26 protein-coding genes are annotated in these 25,988 nt (G+C 50.7%); 10 read left to right on the plus strand and 16 right to left on the minus strand.

Annotated elements, in window-relative coordinates:
- Positions 1-56: 56 nt before the first annotated feature.
- Together L1278_RS06310 and L1278_RS06315 are read right to left on the minus strand one after the other, a co-directional pair.
- Positions 57-719, minus strand: coding sequence for a DUF2238 domain-containing protein (locus L1278_RS06310; protein ID WP_253402041.1), 663 nt, complete (start codon positions 717-719; stop codon positions 57-59).
- Between the two features lie 89 nt (positions 720-808).
- Positions 809-1,501: an MBL fold metallo-hydrolase gene (locus tag L1278_RS06315; protein WP_253402043.1), complete on the minus strand. Its 693-nt coding sequence runs from the start codon at positions 1,499-1,501 to the stop codon at positions 809-811.
- Positions 1,502-1,690: 189 nt separating this feature from the next.
- Between L1278_RS06315 and nth the strand changes: the two genes are divergently transcribed.
- Positions 1,691-2,398 (plus strand): endonuclease III, encoded by a 708-nt coding sequence (gene nth, locus L1278_RS06320; RefSeq protein WP_253402045.1) that lies wholly within the window; start codon positions 1,691-1,693, stop codon positions 2,396-2,398.
- A 94-nt stretch (positions 2,399-2,492) separates the two neighbouring features.
- Here the strand turns inward: nth and L1278_RS06325 are convergent, their stop codons facing one another.
- The 5 genes from L1278_RS06325 to L1278_RS06345 form a co-directional block, all read right to left on the minus strand.
- A complete protein-coding gene (locus tag L1278_RS06325; RefSeq protein ID WP_253402047.1) occupies positions 2,493-3,734 on the minus strand; it encodes a serine hydrolase in 1,242 nt (413 codons plus the stop codon).
- Positions 3,735-4,127: 393 nt separating this feature from the next.
- Positions 4,128-4,688: a GNAT family N-acetyltransferase gene (locus tag L1278_RS06330; protein ID WP_371927318.1), complete on the minus strand. Its 561-nt coding sequence runs from the start codon at positions 4,686-4,688 to the stop codon at positions 4,128-4,130.
- A gap of 77 nt (positions 4,689-4,765) precedes the next feature.
- Positions 4,766-5,095 carry a YnfA family protein gene (locus L1278_RS06335; RefSeq protein ID WP_253402049.1) on the minus strand — a complete coding sequence of 110 codons (330 nt, stop codon included), beginning with the start codon at positions 5,093-5,095 and terminating at the stop codon, positions 4,766-4,768.
- 60 nt (positions 5,096-5,155) lie between these two features.
- Positions 5,156-5,926 carry an arylamine N-acetyltransferase gene (locus L1278_RS06340; protein ID WP_253402051.1) on the minus strand — a complete coding sequence of 257 codons (771 nt, stop codon included), beginning with the start codon at positions 5,924-5,926 and terminating at the stop codon, positions 5,156-5,158.
- Positions 5,927-6,036: 110 nt separating this feature from the next.
- Positions 6,037-6,936, minus strand: coding sequence for an LD-carboxypeptidase (locus L1278_RS06345; protein WP_253402053.1), 900 nt, complete (start codon positions 6,934-6,936; stop codon positions 6,037-6,039).
- A 166-nt stretch (positions 6,937-7,102) separates the two neighbouring features.
- Between L1278_RS06345 and L1278_RS06350 the strand changes: the two genes are divergently transcribed.
- The gene (locus L1278_RS06350; RefSeq protein ID WP_253402055.1) at positions 7,103-8,635 is read left to right on the plus strand and encodes an AbgT family transporter; all 1,533 of its coding nucleotides are present in this window, start codon (positions 7,103-7,105) and stop codon (positions 8,633-8,635) included.
- Between the two features lie 92 nt (positions 8,636-8,727).
- Here the strand turns inward: L1278_RS06350 and L1278_RS06355 are convergent, their stop codons facing one another.
- From L1278_RS06355 to L1278_RS06365, 3 genes are all read right to left on the minus strand, one after another.
- Positions 8,728-9,330 (minus strand): porin family protein, encoded by a 603-nt coding sequence (locus L1278_RS06355; protein ID WP_253402057.1) that lies wholly within the window; start codon positions 9,328-9,330, stop codon positions 8,728-8,730.
- A 163-nt stretch (positions 9,331-9,493) separates the two neighbouring features.
- Complete coding sequence (locus L1278_RS06360; protein WP_253402059.1) at positions 9,494-10,288, minus strand: hypothetical protein; 795 nt, start codon at positions 10,286-10,288, stop codon at positions 9,494-9,496.
- The gene (locus tag L1278_RS06365; RefSeq protein ID WP_253402061.1) at positions 10,275-10,706 is read right to left on the minus strand and encodes a RidA family protein; all 432 of its coding nucleotides are present in this window, start codon (positions 10,704-10,706) and stop codon (positions 10,275-10,277) included. The genes L1278_RS06360 and L1278_RS06365 overlap by 14 nt, the downstream gene beginning before the upstream one ends.
- Before the next feature lie 297 nt (positions 10,707-11,003).
- Between L1278_RS06365 and L1278_RS06370 the strand changes: the two genes are divergently transcribed.
- Positions 11,004-11,984, plus strand: coding sequence for a radical SAM protein (locus L1278_RS06370; protein WP_253402062.1), 981 nt, complete (start codon positions 11,004-11,006; stop codon positions 11,982-11,984).
- A 149-nt stretch (positions 11,985-12,133) separates the two neighbouring features.
- Positions 12,134-12,655 carry a gamma carbonic anhydrase family protein gene (locus L1278_RS06375; RefSeq protein WP_253402064.1) on the plus strand — a complete coding sequence of 174 codons (522 nt, stop codon included), beginning with the start codon at positions 12,134-12,136 and terminating at the stop codon, positions 12,653-12,655.
- 59 nt (positions 12,656-12,714) lie between these two features.
- On the opposite strand, the gene L1278_RS06380 is transcribed toward L1278_RS06375, so the two are convergent.
- Positions 12,715-14,052 carry a hemolysin family protein gene (locus L1278_RS06380; RefSeq protein ID WP_253402066.1) on the minus strand — a complete coding sequence of 446 codons (1,338 nt, stop codon included), beginning with the start codon at positions 14,050-14,052 and terminating at the stop codon, positions 12,715-12,717.
- A 182-nt stretch (positions 14,053-14,234) separates the two neighbouring features.
- Entirely contained in the window at positions 14,235-14,546 is a 312-nt protein-coding gene (locus tag L1278_RS06385) for a hypothetical protein (protein WP_253402068.1), read from the minus strand.
- Between the two features lie 403 nt (positions 14,547-14,949).
- Here L1278_RS06385 and L1278_RS06390 point away from each other — a divergent pair, with 403 nt between their 5' ends.
- Positions 14,950-17,166 carry a thioredoxin family protein gene (locus tag L1278_RS06390; protein WP_253402070.1) on the plus strand — a complete coding sequence of 739 codons (2,217 nt, stop codon included), beginning with the start codon at positions 14,950-14,952 and terminating at the stop codon, positions 17,164-17,166.
- Between the two features lie 106 nt (positions 17,167-17,272).
- Here the strand turns inward: L1278_RS06390 and L1278_RS06395 are convergent, their stop codons facing one another.
- From L1278_RS06395 to L1278_RS06405, 3 genes are all read right to left on the minus strand, one after another.
- On the minus strand, positions 17,273-17,881 hold the full coding sequence (locus L1278_RS06395; RefSeq protein WP_253402072.1) for a superoxide dismutase: 609 nt from the start codon (positions 17,879-17,881) through the stop codon (positions 17,273-17,275).
- 88 nt (positions 17,882-17,969) lie between these two features.
- Positions 17,970-18,419, minus strand: coding sequence for a nucleoside deaminase (locus tag L1278_RS06400; protein WP_262890299.1), 450 nt, complete (start codon positions 18,417-18,419; stop codon positions 17,970-17,972).
- Positions 18,420-18,512: 93 nt separating this feature from the next.
- Complete coding sequence (locus tag L1278_RS06405; RefSeq protein WP_253402074.1) at positions 18,513-19,067, minus strand: hypothetical protein; 555 nt, start codon at positions 19,065-19,067, stop codon at positions 18,513-18,515.
- A gap of 209 nt (positions 19,068-19,276) precedes the next feature.
- Between L1278_RS06405 and L1278_RS06410 the strand changes: the two genes are divergently transcribed.
- The 3 genes from L1278_RS06410 to L1278_RS06420 all read left to right on the plus strand — a co-directional run bounded on the left by L1278_RS06410 (position 19,277) and on the right by L1278_RS06420 (position 21,146).
- Positions 19,277-19,708, plus strand: coding sequence for a hypothetical protein (locus tag L1278_RS06410; protein ID WP_253402077.1), 432 nt, complete (start codon positions 19,277-19,279; stop codon positions 19,706-19,708).
- Positions 19,709-20,290: 582 nt separating this feature from the next.
- The gene (locus tag L1278_RS06415; protein ID WP_253402078.1) at positions 20,291-20,686 is read left to right on the plus strand and encodes a GtrA family protein; all 396 of its coding nucleotides are present in this window, start codon (positions 20,291-20,293) and stop codon (positions 20,684-20,686) included.
- A gap of 136 nt (positions 20,687-20,822) precedes the next feature.
- Positions 20,823-21,146 (plus strand): hypothetical protein, encoded by a 324-nt coding sequence (locus L1278_RS06420; RefSeq protein WP_253402081.1) that lies wholly within the window; start codon positions 20,823-20,825, stop codon positions 21,144-21,146.
- Positions 21,147-21,210: 64 nt separating this feature from the next.
- Here the strand turns inward: L1278_RS06420 and L1278_RS06425 are convergent, their stop codons facing one another.
- Positions 21,211-22,830, minus strand: a complete 1,620-nt coding sequence (locus L1278_RS06425) for a glycosyltransferase family 39 protein (protein WP_253402083.1) — start codon at positions 22,828-22,830, stop codon at positions 21,211-21,213.
- A gap of 86 nt (positions 22,831-22,916) precedes the next feature.
- On the opposite strand from L1278_RS06425, the gene L1278_RS06430 reads away from it, so the two are divergent.
- Both L1278_RS06430 and aspS read left to right on the plus strand, forming a co-directional pair.
- A complete protein-coding gene (locus L1278_RS06430; protein ID WP_253402085.1) occupies positions 22,917-23,825 on the plus strand; it encodes a glycerophosphodiester phosphodiesterase family protein in 909 nt (302 codons plus the stop codon).
- Between the two features lie 252 nt (positions 23,826-24,077).
- Positions 24,078-25,835: an aspartate--tRNA ligase gene (gene aspS / locus L1278_RS06435; RefSeq protein ID WP_253402087.1), complete on the plus strand. Its 1,758-nt coding sequence runs from the start codon at positions 24,078-24,080 to the stop codon at positions 25,833-25,835.
- Positions 25,836-25,988: the final 153 nt, after the last annotated feature.

Genomic DNA, 25,988 nt, shown 5'->3' on the forward strand with positions numbered 1-25,988 from the left:
AGACTAATGAAAAGCCAGCTATACCGCTACAGGTATAGCTGGCTTTTTTTGTAGCGCTAACTTTTAGAAGTAGCAGGTTGCTTGCGGAGACGCAGTACGATGGCAAGCCCGATGGCGATGACGGCTCCCAGGAAAGCGAGCGCCATGTCTTTCTGCGCGTCCCAGATATCACCTTGCATGCCCAGGTAGGCCATGCCTTGCTCATCGCCATCATACACAAGGTCGGCCACTACCCATTCTACGATTTCGTACACCGCGCTCAGCGACAGTACAAGTGATAGTGTGAGCACAATGCTCAAAAACACGCTCAAACTGAAGCCACGCCTCGCCACCTCATACAGCGGGTAGGTGAGCATGAGTCCGAAACCGAAGTGCACCAGGCGGTCGTAGTTGTTGCGCTGAAAATTGAATGGCTCTTTCATCCACTCGCCAAAGGGGTTGTCGGCATACTGGTAGTGGCTACCGTACACGTGCAGCATCATGAACAGGAAAATTAGGGTATAGCTGGTGTCGGTGAAGCGGAAGATGTTGTAAAAAGCTGCCAGTATGATCAGCACAGAGAGCGAGAGCGAGTTTTCGAGCAGCCAGTTGAGCAGATCGGGTGTGGTGAAACCCGTGTATGCCAGGAAACTCACAAAAATGGCAGTATAGGCAATGTGCAGCGGCCTGCGCAGGAAAGGCAACTTATTCTCGGAGCGGAAAGTCATTGTAAACGTCATGTGCCAACGGGTTTAATGCGGAACTGCAACATTAACCTTCATTTGATACACATGTTTTGACTAATTGGATACAAGCCCTCAGAAAATCCTCAGGCCATCAGGTCTTTTTGATAGAACACCAGTCTGATCGGGTTGTCCTCCGGGTTCTGGGTCGGGTCGCAGTGGTAGCCGAACATCTCTACGCCATTCATGTAGGGGAGCAGCTTTTTGTAGAAGGTATGGCCTGTGTTTTCGGGGTTGAAGGTGATGTCGTGGTACACGCAGGTCGGCAGCGAAGGCATGCGGCTCAGCCTGTCGAATAGGACGTCGGGCTTGCCCAGATCGCCGGAGTATACAATGCGGTTATCCTCTTCTTCGAAAATGTAGGCATACGTCTGCAGCCCCTCTGAGTGCATGCCGTAGGTGTCGACGGCCTTTATACCTTCAAAATGCTCGAGCGGCATGAACTCTACGTACTTGTCCGGGTCCTTCACCTGTATTTTCAGGAATTCGTATACCTGCGCTTTAAACTGATCGGTTGGGTATAGGATAATGGGCTTTGGGGCCTTGTCTACCACATGCTTGTGCAGCAGCAGATTGGCCAGGCTACCGCAATGGTCGTTATGCAAATGTGTGAGCAGGATATGGTCTACCCGATGCAACAGGTTTTTGTGTACCAGCGTCTGGTAGACCGTAAAACCGCAATCGAGCAGGACACACTTTCCCCGTACCGTCACCAAAGCGGCAGAGTTCATGTAATCGATGTCAAAGGCCCCTCCTGTTCCTAGGAATTTGATTTGCATAGAATGAAAGTTAGTGCCGTTTTTGGCTGGGACTAAAGGTATAGCGGGAGTTGAAATAAATTGTTGTAGTATAATACAATTTTTCCAGATAAATGTTCGAACATGCACGCTGGCCCTTTACAGCTGATTTTGACGGTAACGCCATCAGCACAAAGCCGTTAATTAAGAACTGGCTAACCCACGAGTGCTATGGAAGGATATGAACTACCCGCTGAGGAGAAAATAATGATTACTCACGAGCTGCTGAATCAGGAGTACAAGCCCCTGACGCTTGATCCACGCCGCAGTCACATGCACGAGCTTATCTCGACGATGCTCTCACACCGCACTAATCACAAAGACGAAGAGAAGGCTTTCTATACCATGATGGAGCGCTTCGGAGACTGGGAAGGGGTGATGAATGCCCCTTTTGACGATTTGGCCGATGCCATCAGCACGACGCGCTACCCGGGGCAAAAGGTACCGCAGATTCAGGAGACCTTGCGCATCATCAAAGAGGAGCGGGGAGAGTTTAGCATCGATTTCCTGGAGGAAATGCCGGTGGAGGAGGCGCTGGCCTGGCTGACGCGACTGCCGGGAGTAGGGCTCAAAACGGCCACGCTTGTGTTACTGTTCAACTTCAAAAAGCCGGTGCTACCCGTCGACACGCACGTGTTCCGGGTGAGCCAGCGGGTGGGGCTGATCGGAGCCAAGGTCACAGCCAATAAAGCCCACGACATCCTGCTCGACATGCTGCCCAAAGATGCCCAGGTGCTTTTCAACTTCCACAAGCACCTGCTCAAGCACGGACAGCAGATCTGTACCTGGTCCTACCCGAGGTGTGAGAAGTGCGTGCTGAACGGAATCTGCAATTACTACAACCAGGTCCGGGCGAAGGGGATTGATAAGGCCGCCTGAGGAAACCCATGCCTTGTAACGAGTCTTTAACAAGAGGCAGGTATAGGTATAGGTATAGGTATAGGTATAGGTATAGCGGCAATACCTTTCAGCTTTAGTTATCCACCTCACTCAGCGCAGGCCGGGTATCGTGTTCGTCACGTTTTTCATACTGTACCTGAAACGCAGACAGGTTGGGTTTGAACTTGCGTTCCCTCTTCAGTTCGTGCTGGTAAATGATCTGCCCCAAGTGGAAGAGGAAAGGGTAGCCAACGGTGTCGTAGTCGTACTTCCCGTCATTCAGCACGTCGTCGCTGTTCACATACACCGTAGCTGTGAGCATGTACTCCACTTGGTTTTCAAAATCAGCCACGTACGACACATCCGTCAGGAATCCATAGGACCAACCCACTTTGTTGAACACCCGCACATGCTCCGGCATGCGGTGCGTTTTGTCCCGGAAGAAGAACTTTACATAGCTGTCATAAAAAAGCGAGGTGTCATACTTGGGGTAAGAAGTCTCGGATGGGTACTGCGACAGGTAGCGGTAAAGGAAATTATAATCATCTTTGGTGAGGTTGAAGCGTTGCTTCTTGGGTACTGAGGCCGGAAACATCACCGACTGCAGTAGCTGCTGCAGATCCTCCAGGGGCAGCTTGTTGTGCTCCGTAAAATCAAAAGGTCCCTGTACCAGGGTGTCGCGGCTGTCGTAATGGGCCTTTCCAAGTTTTATGACCTGGCTGAAGTCAATGGAATCGGTGTTGTACAGCGGCGGTTGGGAGTACCTGGTGCTGCCATCTTCATTCAGAAAGCGGACGGGGTTTGAGTGGCGGTTTTGCTCTGTCGTAAAGCCCATGAACTGCCGCACGATGCGGGAATCTTTGTAGCCTTTACTTTGTAGGCTTCGGTTGATCTCCTGTTGCCCTACCAGCTGGTACAAGCGGTTATAAGGGTCGTTCTCGCTGATCAGCAGGGCCCGCTTGATGAAATGCGCGACGGAGGGCAGGCCAGTTGCCGAAGTAGCGTCTGTGTAAAGCGATGTCTGCCCCGCCTGGCTGCTGTCAAACACAACAGGCGTGTGTTTGTCTATACCTTTCTTCCGGAGCGTGTTGAGCTTCTCCAAGGCCATAAAAGCCAGGGGTAGCTTGACTGTAGAGGCCGGGTTGAAGTAAAGATCCGGGTCGTGATTAAAATAGTAGTTTTTGAAAGAAGGCTTATTATTCTTATCGCGGTTGATCTTGGTATAGATGATCTGCACGCGGTATTTCTCAGGGTCGCGGAGCAGCACATTTACACTGTCGTTGCCAGCTTTTATCAAAAGCTCCCGCAGAAATTCATCAGTTCTTTTTTGAGCCATGGAAGGTTGGAAGATGCAGAGCATCAAAGCTAAAAGAAGTATACGTTTGGTCATATAATGCCTGGATGTTTCTCAAATTGTGTGATAGGTTCTCTCCCCGAACAGGTAAGGTCGTTTCATTCTAAGAAAACACGCTCAAATTTACTGTCATTCTGTTAAGGAACCTGGTTAAAATAGAGGGCTCCTTCCCCCGGGAGGCTAAGCCCATACTATTTGCTACCAGGATCCTTCCAGGATGACAAAAAAAGTAGAACGAAACGTCCCTGCCCGAACAGGGGCAATGTTTTACAGGTTTAAAGAACAGCGCTAAACTAGCTATCAGCTGGTTTCAAGCCAAAGTTTTTCAACAGCCAGGTATAGAATTCAGCACGCCTTTTGAGAGATCTCATACCGTTACAAGTGAAGTTTCATCATGATATCGGTCTGCTCGTCATCTCCTAGCATGAAAACGTGCTTGTCAAACTCGACAAAGCCATTTTTCTTATAAAAATTGATCGCTCTTGGGTTTTCCTCCCAAACGCCCAGCCAGACGTACTCAGCCTTCATTTGACGCGCCATTTGAATCGCATGATCATAAAGCAATTGACCCACACGTTTCCCGTGATATTCTTTTAGCACATAGATACGCTCTATTTCAAGGCCTTTGTCGTCTTTCAGTTCCGTCTGTGCCGGGCCGGAATTCACTTTCAGGTAACCAATTACTTTAGCATCCATTGTCGCGAAATAGAATGCGGAGTTTGGGTCACTGAGTTCGGCCGTCAGTTTCTCAACAGCTAACTCTTCTTCCAGGTACTTTTTCATATCCTCCGCCGTATTCTTGGCTGAGAAGGTCTCAGAAAAAGTCTGCCTGCTGATTTGTTGCAGTGGAGCAATGTCGCTGAGGGTGACTGTTTTTATTTCACAATTCATCACTTCTTGTTTGAGACATAGGAAGTTGGAAACGAGTAATGCCAATAGAGGGAAATAGCTGATCGGGTAGCGAATGGGGCGGTGCTGTAAAATTTGTTCCTACAGGTATAGCCGCGTGCTCCTCAACTTCTCGGGGCATAATAAATAATGCAGACGCCTAACAGGGCGATCAAGGCGCCGATAATGTCATATTTGTCGGGTGAGTAGTCGTCGAATTTCATTGACCACAGCAAGGACATAACAATGAAAACTCCGCCGTAGGTAGCGTATACCCGAGCGAAGTTCTGCGTCTGCAAAGTAGCCACTACGCCGTATAGCGCAAGGATTATACCGCCTGCTACACCATACCAAACGGGTTTGTCTTCTTTCAGCCAGAGCCAGATCAGGTAACCGCCGCCTATCTCGCAGAGACCTGCCAAAATAAAAATCGGAATTGATTTTAGAAAAGTCATCTCAAGTTGGGTTATGCTTAAAAACTACTGCTTGTGTTTCTTGTCGTTTCCGGAGCCAGGCTAGCTATTGCGGCCAACTGGTTTTACCCCAAAGTATTTCCACAGGTATACCTCGTACTCAGTTGCGTCTTTAAACGCAGTTTCCCTGGTAAGGTCACCTTCTTTTATCTTGAGTTTGTTCTCGGTGAGGGTGATGCGGCCTTGTTCGGTGGGCAGCGTGATCATGCTGCGCTGCCTGAAGTGGGATCCGGGATCGGTCTGGTGAAAGTGGCACATGCCGGTAAACTCATCGAACGCCCTTGCGGCTGTCCGGAAGATGTATTCGGGCCGGATCTCGCCGTCCTCCACGCGGCTTATCCGGTAATAATCCTCATCATACCTGTCGAAGATGTAATTGCCCCGCGCATCGGCCTGTACCTGGTTCAACGCCATCTTCAGTGGCGCGAAACTAAACTCCCCAAACCCGACATCGGTCAGATAATCTTCTCCCGCTATCGTCACCAGCAAGGCCAGATGATCATACTCCGGCGTGTAGGTGCCTTCGCTGCTGGAATAGACTTTTGCAGAAATCCGTCTCACATCAAAACCAATCGCAGTGAGTAATTCAAAGTATAAACCGTTCAGCTCATAGCAGAACCCGCCCCGCTTCTGAAGCACCACCTTATTAAAGATCCTTTCAACATCCAGTTCGATCGGAACACCGTGGTGAATGTCAAGATTTTCGAAAGGAACAGATAACAAGTGGCGCTTCTGCAGTTGCCGCAGCACTTCAAGGGTCGGCTGCAGTTCCCCGGTGTATCCGATGCGCTCCAGGTATGCTGTGTAGTTCATGTGCTTTGATGGTATGCTCTTTTCTTACAACAGGTATAAGCTTTTTTGCTCAGTAAGATATACGAAGTCCCATACCTTGGTGCCTACCCATCCGCTTTTGTAAGTCTTGATCAACTAATTTGTGCATATGTCAGCTGTGTACCCTGATCGGTTACTTCCAGCCTCGCTTTTCTACCGCAAACCAGCGCCAGGTTATCCGGTTCGTGGCCGGTCGGGAAGCCGTAGCAAACGGGGTAGTTGTACTTGCCGCTGTGCTCGGCGATGATCTCGTAGGCGTCTTTGCCGAATGGGATGGCGTTGTCTTTCATGTCGCTGAAGTGGCCGACGATCAGGCCGGCCAGGTCTTGTAACTTGCCAGCGCGGTCGAGGTGCACCATCATGCGGTCGATGCTGTAGAGGTACTCGTCCACGTCTTCCAGAAACAGGATCTTACCTTTGGTTGTGAAGTCGGAGCGGGTGCCGGAGACGTTGTGCAGGAGCGCCAGGTTGCCGCCGATCAGCTGGCCTTCGGCTATACCTGTGCGGTTGAAGGCGTGGGGAGCGGCGCTGTAGCTGAGCTCCTCGCCAAAGAGCACGCGGCGCAGGCTGTCCAGCGCTTCTTCCGTGCCTTTCGGGAAAAGCAAAGGCATGATGCCGTGTACGCTCTCTATACCTAAACTGTGGATGTGGCAAAGGAGGGAGGTGATGTCACTGAAGCCGACGATCCATTTCGGGTGCTTTTGGAACTGACTGAAATCCACCTGGTCGAGGATGCGGGTGGTGCCGTAGCCGCCGCGGGCACAGATGATGGCCTTGATGTCGGGGCGGTCGAGGGCCTGTTGCAGGTCCTGCAGGCGCAGCGCATCGTCGCCGGCAAACACACCGTACTGCGCCCCCACCGTCGGGCCGACTTCCACTTCCAGTCCCCAGCCTTGCAGTATGCCGATGGCGGCGGCTATGTCTTCGTGGCTGATAAGGCGGGCGGTGGCGATGATGGCGATTTTGTCGCCGGGCTGCAGGGGTGTGATCATGGGGAAAGCTTTTTTGATGAGAAACGAAGGTATGGCTTTTTGCTAAAATTTGCGAGGTTGCAAAATTTTGGGCAATTTCGGAAGCTCATTATAGCTGACTTCAGCTGCACGTCCGATACCTATACCTAAACAATTGGCATACGGGCGGAAACCTAAAAACCTTTTTATGACCCAAATCAAGACAAAAAAGTCGGGGATTGACAAATTCCTGTCGGTGGTGGAACGCATTGGTAACGCCCTGCCGCACCCCGCTACGCTATTTGCCGGCTTCGCCCTGCTCGTTATCATCCTGTCATGGGTAGCAAGTATGTTCGATATGGCCGTGGTGCACCCGGGCACGGGCCAGACCATCACACCGGTCAACCTGCTTTCGACAGAGGGCCTGCACATGATCCTGACCCGCATGGTGACCAACTTTACCGATTTTGCGCCGTTGGGCACCGTGCTTGTTTCCCTGCTAGGTATAGGTATAGCCGAAGGCACCGGCTTGATTGGTGCGGTGCTGCGCCTGGTGGTGCTCTCATCGCCGAAGCGTTTGCTTACCTTCGTGATTGTGTTTGCCGGCGTATTGTCTAACACAGCTTCTGAAGTGGGCTACGTGCTGCTGGTGCCATTGGCGGCGGTTATCTTTTTGGCGGCTGGTCGCCATCCACTGGCCGGTCTGGCAGCTGCTTTTGCCGGTGTGTCGGGTGGTTACAGCGCTAACCTGCTGCTGGGTACCATCGACCCACTGCTGGCCGGTCTGTCTACAGAAGCGGCCCGTATCATTGACCCGAACTATATCGTTAACCCGGCGGCCAACTACTATTTCATGTTCGTGTCCACCTTCATTGTGGCAGGCCTGGGTACCTGGGTGACGGAAAAAATCGTGATTCCGAGGCTGGGAGAGTACACGGGTGACGAAAAGCCGCAAAGCATCGATCGCCTGAACAGTCAGGAGAAGCGTGGTTTGTTGTACGCTACTATTGCTATTCTCATGTCCACGGCTTTTGTGTTGGGCGGCCTGCTGCCGGAAGACGGCTACCTGCGCAACCCTGAAACGGGCGAAATCCTCAACTCGCCGTTCATGTCAGGCATCGTGGCCTTTATTTTCCTGCTTTCCGCCATCGGTGGTATCGCGTACGGTATAGGCGCTAAATCCATCAAAAATGACAGCGACGTGATGCGCGGGATGTCCAAGTCGATGGAGACGCTGGGTTCTTACATCGTGCTGGTGTTTTTTGCGGCGCAGTTCGTGGCCTATTTCAACTGGACCAACCTGGGGCTGATTCTGGCCATTAACGGGGCCGATGTGCTGAAGACACTGGGCCTGAGCGGTATTCCATTGATGATCATGTTCATCTTGGTGTCCGCTTCCATCAACATGATCATGGGCTCGGCCTCGGCCAAGTGGGCGATTATGGCACCGGTGTTCATCCCGATGTTCATGTTGCTGGGCTATACGCCGGAATTCACACAAACCGCCTACCGCATCGGCGACAGCGTAACGAACATTATCTCGCCGATGATGTCATACTTCGCCCTGATTGTGGCCTTCATTCAACGCTACGACAAAAAAGCAGGTATAGGCACTGTTATCTCCACCATGTTGCCATACTCCATCGCGTTCCTGATTGGCTGGACCATCCTGTTCATCATCTGGATACTACTGGACCTGCCGATTGGCCCGGGAGCAGAGTTGTACATGCCGCAGCCGTAACAGGCATAATTGGAATAAAAACAGCCGATGCAGGTATAGAACTGCATCGGCTGTTTTTTTATAGAGGGCAAGCTCGAAGTTACAGGTTATACCTAGAACAACTTCAGACCTACACTCACCAGAATCTGTTTATTGGCCAGGTCATAGTTGCTCTGATTGGTCGGGTCATCGTAGCTGCGGTTAATGTGCTCGTAACGTACATCAAGGGTCAGACGCTGTATGTCGAGGCCTACACCTGCTTGGTAGCCCCAATCGGAGTTCTCCATAAAGCTCTTGATATTCTGGCCATCCTGTCGCGCACTCAACAGGGTAGAGGCCACCGGGCCTGCCTGTAAACGCACCACATTGCCAAGGCTTATACCTGCCATAATGGGTACGTCGAGGCGGTTAAACTTGATGTCAGCCACACGGGAGGCAAGCGTTGCATTGGGGTTAGACTCCAGGCGGCCGCCTGTCTGCGTAAATACAACTTCGGGTTGAACAAATAGACCCAGTATGTTGACGCGGGCAAAAGCACCGGCATGGTAACTGGTCACGGATTCTTTTTTGGCATACTCGGCAGGGTTGCTGGTCACGTCGTGTACGCTCACACTCGACGAGCCCACACCTGCTTTAAGTCCACCCGTTAGGGCCTGCGCCTGCGCTGCCGTACTAAGGGCGAACAACGCGAATATAGTTAGCACTAAATTTTTCATAGCTATCAGATTAAGTTCTACATGGTTAAGCCTTGGCCAATGTGGCACAGGTATAACGAGTAGTCAATAGCCTTTTAGTACGTAACCTTGTAAATATAGGGTATACTGGATTGGATTATGGTATTATTCTAATTATTTACTGTTTAAGGAGCTGCGTGTTATTTTACAAGCCAGGCACCTCTACCAACTTTACATTTTCCCCAAACTTCTCCCGAATCGTTTTCTCAGCTGCGAAACTGTGGTTGGCTCCAAGCACGAAAACCAGTTTCTTTCCGGGGTTATGCTCAATCAATGAGATGATGTTGCTACCGATGTGCTCATCACGACTTCGGTTAAAATTTGCATAAGCAGCATAAGGTGTTCCCTGAAGCAGGATATCCAGTTGCTTATAGTATAGTTCGGCTACCAGGTCGTAATGGCCAGAATTGTTGAACTCAGCCGGGGTGCTCGTGCTCGCAAGTTCTATCATCTTCTGTGGGAAAACAGCAATCATCTTCATCCTGGAACGCAGCGTAGTATCGGAGTTCAGGTTACGTTCCAGCTGCTTGATCTCGGTTAGTTGTTTATTCCCTCCTTTAAAAGCATCAGGAGGAAGGAGCTGACCGGCCGCTTCTTCTCCATACCAATCCACGCCGTATACCTTGTCCCTTGGGAAAAGAACCGTGATCTGGCGCATCTCCAGTGGGTATAGCTGTTTCAGGTATGAGGTGTCCTGGTCAATATCTTCGGGGCGAATCTCTACGCCTATTATATCGGGATTATACCTCCTGATAAGCTCATACACATGATCGTAGGTATAGTTGGGGTTGCTCTTGTGGAGGCCGTGCAGCGTGGCTAGCAGCATGACCTGGGTGGGAACAACCTTATTCCCGGATGCGTTTTGTGCTGGCTGAAAAGCGCTGGTGCAGCCGACCAAAAGCAAGAAGAGCAGGGCAAGCAGGCCATTATACTTCATCATAAGGTATAGCGTTGGGGTTAATCAGATTTTCATCTGCTTCGATTATTGCCGTAGCCTCTATTTCCACCAGTTGCTCCGGTTTGATGAGGGCACTTACCTGCACCATGGTCGAAGCGGGTTTTATGTCCCCGAAAAACTCTCCATGGGCCCGGCCCACAGCTTCCCACTGGCTGATATCGGTTACATAGATGCGGGTTCGCACCACCTGCTGCATGGTAGCGCCAGCTTCCTGCAGGGCCTTTTCAATCTTTTGCAGGATAAACCGGGTCTGTTCGTAGGCATCGCCTATACCTAACACCTGGTCGCCCTCCATGGCCGTGGTGCCTGCCACTTCTACCACACTGCCCACGCGCACCGCACGGCTATATCCAATCGTGTCTTCCCATACAGCACCTGATGAAATATTCTGTCTTGTCATAGTTTAGGAGTTTGAGAATTTAGGAGTTAGAAAGTTCAGCAGGTATACCTGTAGGGACAGGTCGCGACCTATCCGAATCATGCACCGGTATACCTTCCCGAATCGTGCAGAAAATTCACCTGTTCCTCGGAGGGACAGAGGTTGGTTAATCCTGCACCCAACAATTTAACAATTCAGCCATTTAACCACTCAATATACAGATTCTCAGAAGCAATATCGCCTATTTCAGTTTCCTGATTACTTCTATACCTGATACTCGGGCAGAATCCTTAATTTTGGGTAAACAACTGCTTCCGGATGCGTCTGAGATCGAAACCTGTGCTTTGCAACTACTACGTTACCTACCGCTGTAACGCAAAGTGCTCGTTCTGTGATATCTGGGAGAAGCCATCGCCTTACATTACGCTGGAAGACGTGGCCCAAAACCTGCGAGACCTGAAAAAGCTGGGCGTGCAGGTAATTGACTTTACAGGCGGAGAGCCCCTCCTGCACCGGCAAATCGACCAGATGCTGGGTATGGCGCACGAGATGGGCTTCATCACCACGCTCACCACCAACGGAATGCTCTACCCCAAACTGGCAGAACGACTAAAAGGCAAGGTAGACATGCTGCACTTTTCGCTGGACTCGGCGCACAAAGAGGAGCACGATACCGGCCGGGGTGTGGCCTGTTACGACTTTGTGATGGAGTCGATAGAAGTAGCCAAAAAACTGGGTGAGCGACCGGATATTCTCTTCACCGTGTTCCGTCACAATCTAGATCAACTTAAAGAGGTATACCGCACCATCACACAGCCCAACAAATTGATGCTGATCATCAACCCGGCCTTCGAGTACAACGAAGTTGCGGTAGGGGATCTGCTCACAGAAGAGGAACTAAACTACTTGACGGCTTTCGGAAAGCGCAAAGGCGTATACCTGAACGAGGGCTTCGTTCAACTGCGCCGCGACGGTGGCAACAAGGTGGCAGATCCGGTTTGCAAAGCAGCCAGCACCACGCTGGTCATCTCGCCTGAAAACGAACTGGTGCTGCCCTGCTACCATTTGGGTACGAAAAGCTTCCCGATACAGGGCAGACTTCGCGAGTTATACCTGAGTCAGGAGGTGGAGGAACTAAAGCAACTCGAGGGACGGTTGCCGGCCTGCGAAGGCTGTACCATCAACTGCTACATGCAACCCAGTTTCGCCGTAGAAATGAACAAATACTTCTGGAAAGCCCTGCCCAGCACGCTGAAATATAACCTGAGCAAGGGGACGTGGAAGCGGTTATTGAATTGATAAATTGCTGAATTGTTAAATTGTTGATGGTTGTTCGTGCACGATTCAGACAGGAATTGCCGGCGCACGATTCGGACAAGTCGCGACTTGTCCCTACAAACCGATCTTAACTCGAGACTCACAAAATCTCTAACTCTCAAACTCAAAATATGCCAGTTATACTACCTGTAAAAGGAATAAGCCCGCAACTGGGTGCCGATTGTTTTGTGGCCGAAAACGCTACGATTGTGGGCGATGTGGTGATGGGCCGCAAATGCTCTGTGTGGTTCAACGCCGTGATCCGGGGCGATGTGAACGCCATCCGGATCGGTGATAAGAGCAACATACAGGACGGCGCCGTAATTCACTGCACTTACCAGAAAGCCGCTACCACCATCGGCAGCAACGTATCTGTGGGCCATAATGCGATCGTGCACGGCTGTACGGTAGAGGACAATGTACTGATTGGGATGGGAGCCATCGTGATGGACAATGCGCTGGTGCAAAGGAACTGCATTGTGGCGGCAGGTGCTATCGTTCTCGAAAATACGGTGTGCGAGTCGGGCTACATCTACGCCGGTATACCTGCTAAAAAAGTAAAGCAGCTGAGCCAGGAGCAAATTGACGGGCTGGACAAAGTAGCCAACAACTATGTGATGTACAGCAGTTGGTTTACAAATCCTGAGGTATAGCTATACCTACACCTGAAAAACAAAGAAGGCTATACCTGACAGGTATAGCCTTCTTTGTTTTAATGATCCGTCTCTTCTGTTTGCGGTTCTATCTGGGAATGATAGTCTTCCTTCACCGTAAAGAGCACCCATTCCACGCGGCGATCCGATTTATCCAGCACCCGTATCTTGTACTCGTTAAAATCGGCTGCCTCGTTCAAATCGTCCGGTATGTGGCCGTAGATCATGGTCACAAAACCGCCTATCGTTTCATAGTCTTCGCCTTCGGGTATCGGGAAGGGCAGGTAGTCATTCACATCCGAAACCGGGGCACCGCCGTTCACGCGGTATTCAAAGTCGCCCAGGCGCTCCACAATCGGCACCTCCTCATCGTATTCATCCTGAATTTCGCCCACCAGCTCTTCAATAATGTCCTCTATGGTAACGATGCCTGACACACCGCCGAACTCGTCCGTAACGATGGCCATGTGCATGTGGCGGCGCTGGAACTGCTGCAGCAGGCGTGGGATCTTTTTCGTCTCCGGCACAAAATAAGCCGGGCGCATCAGCTTCTCTATAATGATCGGCTCATTCAGCCGCATCATGCTCAGGATGTCTTTCACATAAAGCACGCCGACTATATTGTCGATAGCGCCGTCGTATACCGGAAGCCTGGAGTAGCCTTCCTCGAATATAATCTCCATCAGCTCCGGTTCCGGTATGTTCACATCGATAGCCACCATGCGCGTACGGGGCACCATGATCTGCTTGACCATGCGCTCGTTGAACTCAAACACGTTTTCGAGGAGCTCATGCTGTGAGTCGACCAAAAGGCCACCTTCGGCGCTTTGCTCAAAAAGCAGGCGCAGTTCTTCAGGCGAGTGTACCTCGGAGCCATGCACGGGGCGTATACCCATGGAGCGCAACACCAGGTTGGCAAACCCGTTAAGGATCCAGATAAAAGGCCGGAAGAGGTAGTAGAAAAAGCGGAGCGGCAGCGTTATAGCCAGCGTAGTAGCCTCGGAGCGCTGAATAGCGAGCGACTTAGGAGCCAGTTCACCAAACACAATGTGCAGCACCGTAATAATGGCAAAGGAGATCGGCAGCGCTATTCTGTGGGCCAGTTCTACGCTTCCCTCGTAGCCAAAGAAATTCATCACGTTGATCACGATCTGCGACACCACACTTTCGCCTATCCAACCCAGTCCGAGTGAGGCCAGCGTAATGCCGAGCTGCGTGGCCGAGAGGTAGGCATCGAGGTGGGTGAGCATGTGCTGGGCCAGCCTGGCCATCGAGCTGCCCGCCTGTGCCCGCAGTTCAATTTGCGAGGCGCGCACCTTCACGATTGCAAACTCAGCCGCCACAAAGAAGCCGTTAAGCAAAACAAGAAATATAGTGAGTAAGATGTTTAGGACCATAGTGTGTTACGGGGCGGTTTGCTTCCGGCTGCGTAAAATTAAGCTAAAATACGTGTTTTTAATATATATGTATGTGCTATTAGCGAGAATCCGAATCTGAGGCACGGCGGAGGGCGGTAAAAAGGCCCAAACAAGAAAAGGTGCCACAGGGCACCTTTTCTTGTTGATACGTCTCCAGTTGGTTAGTGTTGAACCTGCATGGCGGGTGCCTGGGCGGTGTTAAACAACTCGCGGGCATTTTCCGGAGAAAGCAGCGGCATGAAAATAGCCCTGGCCTCTTCTTCGGAAATTATTCTATAATCATGCTCTGAAGAAGTATCGAGGAAGGGATTGCAGAAGGAGTAAATGAATTCATCTGAGAAAGTGCGGTAGACAATATGAAAGTTGTGCCTCCCATCGCGCGCCAGCTTGATTACCTTAAAGGTAGAACCTAGCTCTCTGCCGCAAGCCGTTTTGATGGAGGTGAATTCCCGTGGCTGAAAGTTTGTATTCATAGTTTCGGATGTTAGGGTTGCTGATAAACTGGTATAGAATAGACGTTCAGATGATGTGTAAGATTCCTTAGAAGTGCCCACTATACCTCTGATATCCGTGAACGGTAAAAAACAAAGGGTAAACGACAGTCTGTTGATTATCAGTAGCTTGATATGCTCACGTACAGACTTTGAAGAAAGGTATATAGTATAGCTGCCAGTCTGCTGACTTGTTCGGAAACATCCTGCCGTTGCTTTCTGTTATTCATGGCACTGGGAGCGGCATTGGCAGGTAATAGTGGGTCATCTGTCTTTGAGGAGGTAACGATGCCACCGGACAGATGGGGCTTTCGTCCAAAATTTGTACTTTTGTAGTGGCGCCTGCGGGCGCCTGTGATCTTAAGAATTAACTAGGTATACCCTTATGAGAAATAATTTGAGGCTAGCGCTTCGCCTGCCCTGGCTGCTGGTTGTCCTGCTGACCTTTGCAGCGCAAATGGTGCAGGCACAGGTGCTGAAACCTGCTTCCTGGAGCTACGATGTTTCCAAAAAGGAAGTCAAAGTAGGTGAGGAAGTTGAGCTCATTTTCAATGTGAAAATAGACAAGGACTGGTACCTCTACTCCTCTGATTTTGATCCGGACCTGGGACCGATGGTGACGGAGTTTAAGTTCGAAAAGCACCCGTCCTATCAACTGGTGGGCAAGATCAAGCCTGTAAATCCTAAAAAGAAATACGACGAGCTGTGGGAGGGAGAATATACCTACTTTGTAGGCACTGCCCAGTTCAGGCAAAAGGTAAAAGTACTGCAGCCTGATCTGGTTGTAAAAGGCTCATACGAATACCAGGTATGCACCGACATCGATGGCAAGTGTATCCCGTTTGATGATGAATTTGCCTTTACCAATGCGCAAATCAAAGTAGCAGCCGCCAGCGGTGCTGCAACACCAGCGACCACGCCTGCACAAACACCTGCCCAAAAAATAGAACAAGCGCCTGAACAGGCTACAACCCAGGCCGCTGCTCCCGATGGCCTTGACACAGCTGTGCCGCCTGCCTTATCGCAGGACTCGGTGCTGGCCGCTGATGAATCTCTGGAAGACGAGGAGTCTACAGCCGAAACTGTAACACCCGCGCTGATCGATTTTTCCAACGAAGATGCATCGTCTGACGGAAACATCTGGACCTTTATGCTGATCGCTTTTGGGTCGGGGTTAGTGGCTTTGCTCACGCCCTGCGTGTTCCCGATGGTGCCCATGACGGTGAGCTTTTTTACGGGCAGCAGCCAGAGCCGGGCGCAGGCCATTGGCAAGGCGTTGCTGTACGGTATCTCCATCATTGCGATCTATACCGTAGCGGGTACGGTGGTAGCCAAGCTGTTTGGTGCCGATGGGGCTAACTTCCTGAGTACGCACTGGCTACCCAACGTGCTCTTTTTCGCTGTTTTCGTGATTTTCGGTATGTCCTTCCTGGGCCTGTTCGAGATTACGCTGCCAAGCTCGTGGCTGAACAAAGCAGATGCACAGGCAGATAAAGGAGGTATACTGGGCGTGTTTTTCATGGCCTTTACCTTGGTGCTGGTGTCGTTTTCGTGCACGGGTCCTATTGTGGGCAGTATCCTGGTTGCCTCTGCTGGCGGCGAAACGCTTCGTCCGGTCATGGGTATGTTTGGCTTCTCGCTGGCTTTTGCCTTGCCGTTCACCTTGTTCGCCATTTTCCCGTCGTGGCTGAGCAGCCTGCCGAAGTCCGGTGGCTGGCTCAACTCCGTGAAAGTGGTGCTGGGCTTCCTTGAACTGGCTCTGGCGCTTAAGTTCCTGAGTATCGCCGATCAGGTATACCATTGGGGTATCCTCGATCGTGAGGTATACCTGGCCCTCTGGATCGTGATCTTTACGTTGATGGGTTTCTACCTGCTGGGCAAGCTCAAGTTTGCGCACGACTCGGATCTGCCTTACATCAGTGTGCCGCGTATCTTCATGGCCATTGCAACCTTTGGCTTTGTGGTATACCTGATCCCGGGTATGTTCGGAGCGCCACTCAAAGCCCTATCAGGTTACCTGCCGCCGCAGTCTACACACGACTTTGATATTAACGCGTTGGTGCGCCAGAGCGGAGGAGGAAGCACGGCACAGTTTACTTCGAACCAACTATGCGAACCTCCTAAGTATGCCGACTTCCTGCACCTGCCGCACGGTCTGCAGGGTTACTTTGACCTGGAGCAAGCCAAGCGCTGTGCTGCCGAACAGGGCAAACCGATCTTCATCGACTTTACGGGCCACGGCTGCGTGAACTGCCGTGAGATGGAGGCCAACGTGTGGTCGCACCCGGAAGTGCTGCGCCGCCTGCAGGAAGATTACGTGATAGCTGCCCTGTATGTGGATGATAAGAGCGAACTGCCGGAAAGCGAATGGTATGTGAGCGAGTACGACGGCAAAGAGAAGAAGACCCTCGGCAAGAAATACGCGGATTACCAAATCACAAAGTTCAATGTAAATGCCCAGCCTTACTATGTGCTGATGGATGAGAACGAGAACGTGCTGGTAAAACCGATCGCCTACGACCTGAGTGTGGAGAACTTTGTGAAGTTCCTGGATGCTGGCGTAGCAGCGTATAAGAACAATCAACAGGTTGCGAAGAAATAACAAGCTATACCTGTTAAGTAAATAAACAAGAGAGCCCCACCTTTTCAGGAGGGGCTCTCTTGTTTTAAAGGAAATCCGACAGCTTGTGTCTGTCTCCCTCTGTTAATTACTTCGCCTCGTTGTAGCGACGGGTTACTTCTTCCCAGTTCACCACATTCCAGAAAGCGTTCACGTAGTCCGGACGACGGTTCTGGTAGTTGAGGTAATATGCGTGCTCCCATACGTCAATGCCAAGGATCGGCGTGCCGCCGCAACCTTCTGCAAATGGCATGAGTGTGTTGTCCTGGTTTGGTGTAGAGCAGATTTCCAGCGTGTTGCCTTTTACGCACAGCCAGGCCCAGCCAGAGCCGAAGCGGGTCGCCGCCGCAGCGTTGAACTTCTCTTTCATCTGGTCGAAAGAACCAAAAGTGGAGTTGATCGCGTCTGCCAGTTCACCGGAAGGCTGACCGCCACCGTTCGGCGACAGGATAGTCCAGAACAGGTTGTGGTTGTAGTAGCCACCGCCGTTGTTACGAACCGCTTTGTTGTCCTCCTTTACATTTTGCATGATCTCCTCGATGCTCATGTTTTCCATTTCAGTACCCGCGATTGCCTTGTTCAGGTTGTCGGTATAGGCCTGGTGGTGTTTTGTATGGTGGATTTCCATAGTGCGCGCATCAATATGTGGTTCCAGCGCGTCGTAGGCGTAAGGTAGTTTCGGTAATTCGAAAGCCATAGTTTTATGTGGTTTTATATGTGAATAATAGCATGCGTACAAATTTATGGGTGTACGTATGCGTTTGAAATGCGAGTTTCAAAGATAGCTATTTTCTTTTGGCTGCAAAGAAAGAGGCCATCAGCTCGGCACACTCCTGCGCCATTACGCCGCTTACCATCTCGGTTTTGGGGTGCAGCAGGTTGCCTACTCTTCTATACCCACGCTTCGGCTCAGATGTTCCGTACACCACCCGTTTAAGCTGCGCCCAGTAACTGGCGCCCGCACACATCACGCAGGGCTCCACTGTTACAAACAGCGTGCAGTCGTTCAGGTACTTGTTGCCCAGGTACTCGGCCGCCGCCGTGAGCGCCAGCATTTCGGCATGAGCCGTTACGTCGTTCAGCTTCTCGGTCTGGTTATAGGCTTTGGCAATGATGCGGTTGTTGCTCACCACCACAGCCCCGATCGGGATTTCCCCTTCCTCAAAGGCGTACGTTGCCTGCCGGTAGGCCTCTTGCATATAGTGGTCGTCGCTGTGTATCGATAGTAAGTCCACAGGTATAGGTATTAGTGTTCGCTTTTCACAAGATACAAAAAAAAAGCCCCTCCGGCAAGGGAGAGGCCTTTATGATCAGGTATAGAGCGCAGTCTATTTTATTTTTAATTTCAGGGAGCCCATCACCTCACGGGCTGTGTCCTGCCAGTCGTTCTTCATCATGAAGGGCATGTGTAGCGAGAATACCATTAGCTGATTGCCCTGCACCGTGTAGAGCATGATGCTGTACTTCTGCACAGGAGCCAGGTGGCTGCCGCTACGCTCGTCGGCCATTACCGACACAAACTCAAACAATATGTAGTCGCGGCCATTGATGTTGGCCACCTCGTCTCTTATAAAATCCACTTTCGTGAAGCGCTCCAGGAGGTTGGCTTTGTACACTTCGCGAAGCATCTTCAGATCGCGCGCGCGAAACTGGGAGCGCTTCTGGGTCATACTGAAGTCAACCTGACCATTCGGGCTTGAGTACACAGCAACCGGTCGGTTGGCAGCCGGGTATTTACTGGCAATGCCCTCATCATGGAGCGGGGTGAAATCGCGGGGCAACATGATGCTGACCTCCTTGGTGATCTGGGTCTTTTTTAGTTTAGTGTCGGCAAGAGTGGCGCCGGCAATAAGAATGATAGCTAAGAAGGCTAAGTAGCGCATGTTCATAGGGTTGTTGGAGCAAAGGTATCAAATAATAAGGACTGTGGGGAGTGGAGCAATTATTTTGCCAAAGTCGAAACAGTGCCTGACCAATGTATACCTTGCGGGTTTATATCTTCTGTAGGTGGATGACGTTAGAAAAGTAACAGCTGGACACAACCGTATAATTCCAGCTGCCTGAAATTAAGTATCATCTCAACGTAAAAGCTATGTTAGGAAACATCATCAACAGTGTAAAAGGGCAGCTGACTGGCGAGCTGCAAGACCAATTCAAGCTAGACCCGCAGCAGGCCAATCAGTCGGTAGACCTGGCTCAGAACCATGTGGAGGAGGGACTGAAAAAAGAAGCCTCGGGTGGAGATGCCGGGGGCATCATGAATATGCTCAAAGGGCAGAAGTCGCCAAAGGACAGCCCGGCCATGAACGGTATGATTCAGAAGTACCTGGGTGAACTGACCTCCAAAGTGGGCATACCGGAGTCGGTGGCACAGCAGGTAGCTCCCTTCGTGGTGTCATTTCTGATGAATAAGATCGGCAGCAACGTCAACAGCCAATCCGATATCATGGGTATGTTGGGCGGTGGCCTGACAGATAAGTTGCCAAAAGGGATGGGAGACAAACTCGGCGGACTCTTTAAATAATTAACCCATAGCCTGTAAATAAGAGAAGCCATACCTAGCAGGTATGGCTTCTCTTTGGTTGTGTTGTTGTGCTTTTTGGTTGCAAGTTGGCAACTTACTTACATCTCACCTTAAACAAGTATGCCTATAATTGCCGGAGCGGGGAGCTCCTGGCAATGCCTTTAAATTGATATTCAGAGTTATAGCGCATGGAATCGCATGGTTAATTTCCTAACCAAACCTTGCGCTAAAAAGTTTACAGTAGCTTAAAGAAAAGCGGTAGCGCCTTTAGCAGACTACCGGATAGGTAACAGTTGCACTGTTATCGTGATGGTAGCGCAAAGATAGCATCATAATTTCATTGGGGGCCTGATCTGTTACCAGGGGATCGGTTTTCCCGACCGGGGTGATGTAGAGATTCACCCATGCCCTACGAAATAAGGAATTGTAACTGATATATCAAAATATACTATACAAATAGCCGCTTTTACTCGACCAACCCAGCAGTCTTCTCAACAGAATAGATTTGTCACTATCTGCTAAAGTGCTTAATTTTGTATGCTATTTTGCAAGTTAAATCAGTTGTAGATTCCAACTGCCGGCATGTCCGAAGGTATAAGCGCGCTCTTTCTTAAATTCCTGAAGTTTGGTCTGGTAGGCTTTACAGGGCTCATCATTGATTTTGGTGTTACTTTTCTAGCCAAGGAAAGACTGCGCTGGAACAAATATGTAGCCAACAGCCTGGGCTTTGTACTGGCCAGCATCAACAACTACATCCTCAACCGCCTCTGGACCTTCCACAGTCACGACCCTGAAATAGGCTGGCAGTTTTCCAAGTTCCTGCTGGTGGCCGTGGCCGGCCTGATCATCAACAACCTGATCATATACCTGCTCACCGAAAAAGTGAAACTCAACTTCTACGTTTCCAAATTCATCGCCATCGTGCTGGTCTTCATCTGGAACTTCCTGCTCAACTACCTCTATACCTTCACCCGCTAGTTAGGTTAATTGGCAAGTATTGAAAGTGAATATTAAACTATACTGATAGCAGCTATTTAAAGAATGCAAGAATAACTTTTTAGCATTTTCAATTAAAACAGATTTCAAGAAATATCTACGGACTATAATAAAAGGTATGTCAAAAGAAAGCCAGTCTGATAATTCAACTACAGACTTTGATAAAAGTGTCTGGGTTTTTAACGCTCCAAACAAAGGACTACCTGGGGGTATTTTTGAAAATCTGAACCTTGCAGAGAAATGGATAACAAAAAATAGGTTGACGGGAACCCTTACCAGATATCCAGTAAATCAAGGAACCCTTGACTGGGCAATTCAGAATAATATGGTAAACATGAAACCCGAAAAGTTAAAAGCAAAGGTTGAGGACCCTAACTTTATAGGGGACTTCACAACTGCTTCGATGGAACATTACCATTATGAAAATGGGTGCAAAGACTAAAAACAAATCAGCCTAGCCCCACACAGGCTTCCTACTCAACTACCTCTATACCTTTACCCGCTAGTTATTGCTCCTGAATGCGGTAGATGCGCACATGCTCGTCTTTGTGTACGCGTGGGTTGAGGAAGTGCAGCACCCGGTCATAGAGCGAAGGGGTGATGGTCGTTTCCAGCTCCAGCTCAGGGTATAGGCTGTTGATGCGCTGCATGCGCTCTTCCATGTCTTTCTGGCCCACCACCACTACATAGTCCGGTTGGTAAGGGTATAGGCTGAGCTCCGTTTGCAGGCTGTCCAGCGACTTTTCTCTGTTTAGGCTGTAGGTCATCGCAAAATCCTTTGGAAGCGGCTTGCCAGCTTTATACTCGTCCCAGTCGCGCTTTTCGTTGAAGTGGTACTCATGGAACTCCGCAGCCAGGCGGTTCAGGTAATAAAGTGGCGGCTGTTTCATGGATGAGTTGCCAAACTCGAGCAATACGGCGTCCATGTCCTGCTTCTCCGACAGGTATACGAGCGGCGCAATACGGCTCTTTTTGGTATAAGTGAAAGACATCGCCACGGCCACCACGATGTTGATAATCCAGAAGAAGGCCCAACTGGCGGCTAGTAGCTTCTTGCGACCCTGCCAGAAACGGGCGGTGCGCACAAAGTTCTGCCAACCGATGACGCCCAAAATCATGATGAGCGGAAAGAGCGGCAGAATGAAGCGCTCCTGCTTGTTCGGGAAAAGGGAATGTACCACAAAGAATAGCAGCCCGCCCCAAAAGAGCATTGGTGCCAACCTGGCAGTGCGGCTGTAGCCCAGCAGCAGGTATACGCTGATGGGGGGAACCATAAAGCCAAGGATGGTTAGCAGGAAACGGTATACCGGTCCGGTGCTGTAGTTGTAAGCATTGTCAGCGTTGTAGAAGAAATAAGTAATGACTGAATGGAAAGGGTAGTCGAAGAAGATCAGGTCGATCGTTCCCTGAACGAGCGTTGCCATTAACAGGAAGCCTAGCGCCAGCCAGGCGAGTTCTTTCCACTGGCGGCGGTATAACAACACAAAGCCAGCGCCCACCGCAAAAAGGACCGCGTGGTAACGCAGCACAAAGGCCAGCGCAAACAGCGCCCCCGCCCACAGGAAGTACAGGTTCTTTTTACGGTCATCCTGCTTCAGCATGAAATAGAAGGCTGCCAGGTATGGCGGAATGCACACCATCTCGACCAGGTTGCGCACACTCATAAAAGGCATAAACCACATCAGCGCCAGCATCAGCCCCACAATACGGGCATTGGCTTGGTTCGAAAGGCGCTCCGTGATCTTGTAGCCATAGTACACGATCAGCAGGGAGTACAGCCCGTGCAACACCCGCACGATGGTCATCTTGGTATCCGGATCCGTGATGCCCACACTCTCCATCAGGTAAAACAGACCATAGTGTATACCTGCATAAAACATGCTGTGGCGCGGCGGCAAAGGCTCGTGCAACCACGAAGGCAAGCCATAGAGCCAGTGCTGCGCAATCGTGATCACGTCGAAGTGATCGTCGTGAAAAGCAAAGCCCTTCGAAAAGAAAGCGGCCACCATGCGGATGATAAAAGCGATCAGCATGATGAGCGACAGCGGCACCATCAGCCGGTTATGGACGCCGACCTGATCAGCCGTCGTGAGCTTGTCAGGGGCAGTTTGAGGAGAGAATGACATAAGGCAATATTATGGAATAGGGATTGGCCTATGATTTTTTAAGAAAATCCGTTCCAAAGTTACAGGATATACACTTAAGTTTGTGTATGAATTTGACTGAGCCGAAACAGAAAGCATCTTTCCTGACCCGTAGAAGTACCTCCTTATTGGTTCTGGTGTTAGGTATAGCAGCGCTCTCGTTGGGACTATACAATATTCTGCAGCCCGAGTCAGGCATTTATTCCCGCAACATTCTGGTGATAGGCCATGCCGGTTCCGGCTTTTTCTCACCTATTAACCCTTACAATCCCCTACCTGCCAACAGCATGGCGTCAATTACCCAAGCCATGGAAGAGGACGGTGCCGATGGGGTAGAGGTGGATGTGCATGTGAGCCAGGACGGCGTGCCGATTCTCTACCATGACAACACGCTGGAAACGATGAGCGAAGGCTCCGGCATCATTGCAGAGCTGCCAGCTAGTGAGGTGGTAGGTATAAGGTATAGGGGAGGGATGCTGTACGACCTTTTTCATAGCGAAAATATCATTACAATGGAAACGATGCTGCAAAGTTTTCAGACCTATCCGGAGTTACCATACCTGCACATCGACATCCGGAACCACGACCCGAACCGGAATAACTTTTATGCTCAATCGGTCTTGGAACTGCTCCGTAAATATGAATACCCTATAGAGAAACTGGCCTTTATTTTTAACGATCCGGGTATACTACATACAGTGCGGGAACTGGAACCGGAAGCTATGCTGATGCTGGACGCCGGCGAGGATTTCGACCTGACGACAAAGCAGGCGCTGGACAATAAACTGCACGGCGTGACCGCTAATGGCAAGCACGTGAGCCGGGAGCAACTGCTGCGGGCGAGGGCGCAGGGCCTGCAGGTGGTGCTGTTTGGAGGTAAATCGAAAGGCAGTATTGCCGATATGCTGGAGCTGGAGCCCGACGCCATACAAGTGAATAACGTGAAGCGCATGCGTTCGCTATTGGGCAGCGAATAGGGCTAAATTTAGCCTACCAACATCATCAGCAGTGCAAGCAGTATTACTGCCAGGGCGATGTTTCGGAAGGTGAACAAATTGCGGTTCATGATGAGGATTCTTGTTACAGGCGATTTCAGCTACAGGTATAATAACGTAATCAGGTAAAACTGAGATTAGCCTTGCAAGATTATACCTCCTCTGGCCTTGTTTTCGAGGCATGGCAGTGAAACAATTATTACTTTTGCACTATATCATAACAAAACGACATCTATGCTCCGGACACATACTTGCGGCGAACTAAGAATAGACAATGTAGGCGAAGAGGTTATACTGACAGGCTGGGTACAGCGTCTGCGCGACAAGGGCGGTATGCTCTGGATTGACCTGCGCGACCGCTACGGCATCACGCAGCTCACCTTCGAAGACGGTGTAACATCGGCGCACCTTTTTGAGGCGGCCCGTGGGCTCGGCCGTGAGTACGTGATCAGGGTGGTGGGCAAAGTGATCGAGCGCTACTCCAAGAACGACAAGATCCCGACCGGCGACATCGAGATTCATGCTACTAAAATAGAGGTACTCAACGCTGCTAAGTTGCCTCCGTTCATGATTGAGGACGAGACGGACGGTGGCGACGACCTACGCATGAAGTACCGCTACCTTGACCTGCGTCGTACCCCAGTGCGCCGCAACCTCGAGCTGCGCCACCAGATGATGCGTGCCGTGCGCGCCTATCTCGACGAGCATTATTTCATTGAAGTAGAAACGCCGGTACTGATCAAGTCAACACCGGAAGGTGCCCGCGACTTTGTGGTGCCAAGCCGTATGAACCCAGGCGAGTTCTACGCACTGCCACAATCACCGCAGACCTTCAAGCAATTGCTGATGGTTTCTGGTTTCGATAAATACTACCAGATCGTAAAATGCTTCCGCGACGAAGACCTGCGTGCCGACCGTCAGCCGGAATTCACCCAGATCGACTGCGAGCTTTCCTTCGTGACGCAGGAAGACATCCTGAACACCTTCGAAGGTCTGATTTGTCACCTGTTCCTGAAAGTGAAAGGCGTGCACATCGAGAAACTGCCGCGCATGACGTATGCCGACGCGATGAAGTTCTACGGCTCCGACAAGCCGGATACCCGCTTCGAGATGCGTTTCGTGGAGCTGAATCCGTTGGTAAAGAACAAAGGCTTCAAAGTATTTGATGATGCCGAACTGGTGGTAGGTATAAACGCCAAAGGTGCCGCTAGCTATACCCGTAAGCAACTCGATGAACTAACTGATTTCGTAAAGCGTCCGCAGATCGGGGCTACAGGTATGGTATATGCCCGTGTGCAGGAAGACGGCACCGTAAAGTCATCGGTTGATAAATTCTATACCTCAGAAGACCTGCAGGAATGGGCAACAGCCCTCAATGCCGAGCCAGGTGACTTAATACTGGTACTGGCCGGCGGCAGAGACAAGACCCGCAAAGCCCTGAATGAACTTCGTCTGGAGATGGGTGAGCGCCTTGGTTTGCGCGACAAGAACGCATTCTCTCCGCTGTGGGTAGTAGACTTCCCGCTATTGGAGTGGGACGAAAACAGCAACCGCTACCATGCCATGCACCACCCGTTCACGTCGCCGAAGCCAGAGGATCTCGAATTGATCGACGACCGTCCGGGTGACATTCGCGCCAATGCTTACGACATGGTAATAAATGGGGTAGAAGTTGGTGGTGGTTCCATCCGTATCCACGACCGTCGTCTGCAGGAGCAGATGTTCCGTCTGTTGGGCTTCTCTAACGACGAGGCTAAGGCACAGTTCGGCTTCCTGATGGACGCTTTCGAGTACGGTGCTCCGCCACACGGTGGCATCGCCTTCGGCTTCGACCGCCTGTGCTCCCTTTTCGGTGGTTCTGACTCCATCCGTGACTACATCGCCTTCCCGAAAAATAATTCAGGCCGCGATGTAATGATCGACGCTCCGTCTCCGATTGCTGATGCGCAGCTGGATGAACTGCATATTAAAATGAAGCACCTACCGTCGTAAGGTATTATAGGTATACAGAATTAAGGAAAGGCTGCCCGTAAAGGCAGCCTTTTATTTTCAGAATCAGGATATAGGATTAGAAAGGATTTTCAGGATTGAGTTACCTTAAGCCATCCTTCCCTTGAACTGGGGAATCTTCGTGCACGATTAACA

Source organism: Pontibacter sp. HSC-36F09 (assembly GCF_024171605.1).
Lineage (GTDB): Bacteria > Bacteroidota > Bacteroidia > Cytophagales > Hymenobacteraceae > Pontibacter.

Bases quoted from the DNA above. Each gene is read 5' to 3' on its own strand.
- aspS (WP_253402087.1), top strand. From the start codon at position 24,078: ATGCTCCGGACACATACTTGCGGCGAACTAAGAATAGACAATGTAGGC.
- L1278_RS06415 (WP_253402078.1), top strand. From the start codon at position 20,291: ATGTCCGAAGGTATAAGCGCGCTCTTTCTTAAATTCCTGAAGTTTGGT.
- L1278_RS06345 (WP_253402053.1), bottom strand. From the start codon at position 6,936: ATGATCACACCCCTGCAGCCCGGCGACAAAATCGCCATCATCGCCACC.
- L1278_RS06325 (WP_253402047.1), bottom strand. From the start codon at position 3,734: ATGGCTCAAAAAAGAACTGATGAATTTCTGCGGGAGCTTTTGATAAAA.
- L1278_RS06430 (WP_253402085.1), top strand. From the start codon at position 22,917: ATGAATTTGACTGAGCCGAAACAGAAAGCATCTTTCCTGACCCGTAGA.
- L1278_RS06390 (WP_253402070.1), top strand. From the start codon at position 14,950: ATGAGAAATAATTTGAGGCTAGCGCTTCGCCTGCCCTGGCTGCTGGTT.
- L1278_RS06315 (WP_253402043.1), bottom strand. From the start codon at position 1,501: ATGCAAATCAAATTCCTAGGAACAGGAGGGGCCTTTGACATCGATTAC.
- L1278_RS06380 (WP_253402066.1), bottom strand. From the start codon at position 14,052: ATGGTCCTAAACATCTTACTCACTATATTTCTTGTTTTGCTTAACGGC.
- L1278_RS06340 (WP_253402051.1), bottom strand. From the start codon at position 5,926: ATGAACTACACAGCATACCTGGAGCGCATCGGATACACCGGGGAACTG.
- L1278_RS06355 (WP_253402057.1), bottom strand. From the start codon at position 9,330: ATGAAAAATTTAGTGCTAACTATATTCGCGTTGTTCGCCCTTAGTACG.
- L1278_RS06370 (WP_253402062.1), top strand. From the start codon at position 11,004: ATGCGTCTGAGATCGAAACCTGTGCTTTGCAACTACTACGTTACCTAC.
- L1278_RS06335 (WP_253402049.1), bottom strand. From the start codon at position 5,095: ATGACTTTTCTAAAATCAATTCCGATTTTTATTTTGGCAGGTCTCTGC.
- L1278_RS06310 (WP_253402041.1), bottom strand. From the start codon at position 719: ATGACGTTTACAATGACTTTCCGCTCCGAGAATAAGTTGCCTTTCCTG.
- L1278_RS06395 (WP_253402072.1), bottom strand. From the start codon at position 17,881: ATGGCTTTCGAATTACCGAAACTACCTTACGCCTACGACGCGCTGGAA.
- L1278_RS06350 (WP_253402055.1), top strand. From the start codon at position 7,103: ATGACCCAAATCAAGACAAAAAAGTCGGGGATTGACAAATTCCTGTCG.
- L1278_RS06425 (WP_253402083.1), bottom strand. From the start codon at position 22,830: ATGTCATTCTCTCCTCAAACTGCCCCTGACAAGCTCACGACGGCTGAT.
- nth (WP_253402045.1), top strand. From the start codon at position 1,691: ATGGAAGGATATGAACTACCCGCTGAGGAGAAAATAATGATTACTCAC.
- L1278_RS06410 (WP_253402077.1), top strand. From the start codon at position 19,277: ATGTTAGGAAACATCATCAACAGTGTAAAAGGGCAGCTGACTGGCGAG.
- L1278_RS06375 (WP_253402064.1), top strand. From the start codon at position 12,134: ATGCCAGTTATACTACCTGTAAAAGGAATAAGCCCGCAACTGGGTGCC.
- L1278_RS06360 (WP_253402059.1), bottom strand. From the start codon at position 10,288: ATGATGAAGTATAATGGCCTGCTTGCCCTGCTCTTCTTGCTTTTGGTC.
- L1278_RS06405 (WP_253402074.1), bottom strand. From the start codon at position 19,067: ATGCGCTACTTAGCCTTCTTAGCTATCATTCTTATTGCCGGCGCCACT.
- L1278_RS06365 (WP_253402061.1), bottom strand. From the start codon at position 10,706: ATGACAAGACAGAATATTTCATCAGGTGCTGTATGGGAAGACACGATT.
- L1278_RS06385 (WP_253402068.1), bottom strand. From the start codon at position 14,546: ATGAATACAAACTTTCAGCCACGGGAATTCACCTCCATCAAAACGGCT.
- L1278_RS06420 (WP_253402081.1), top strand. From the start codon at position 20,823: ATGTCAAAAGAAAGCCAGTCTGATAATTCAACTACAGACTTTGATAAA.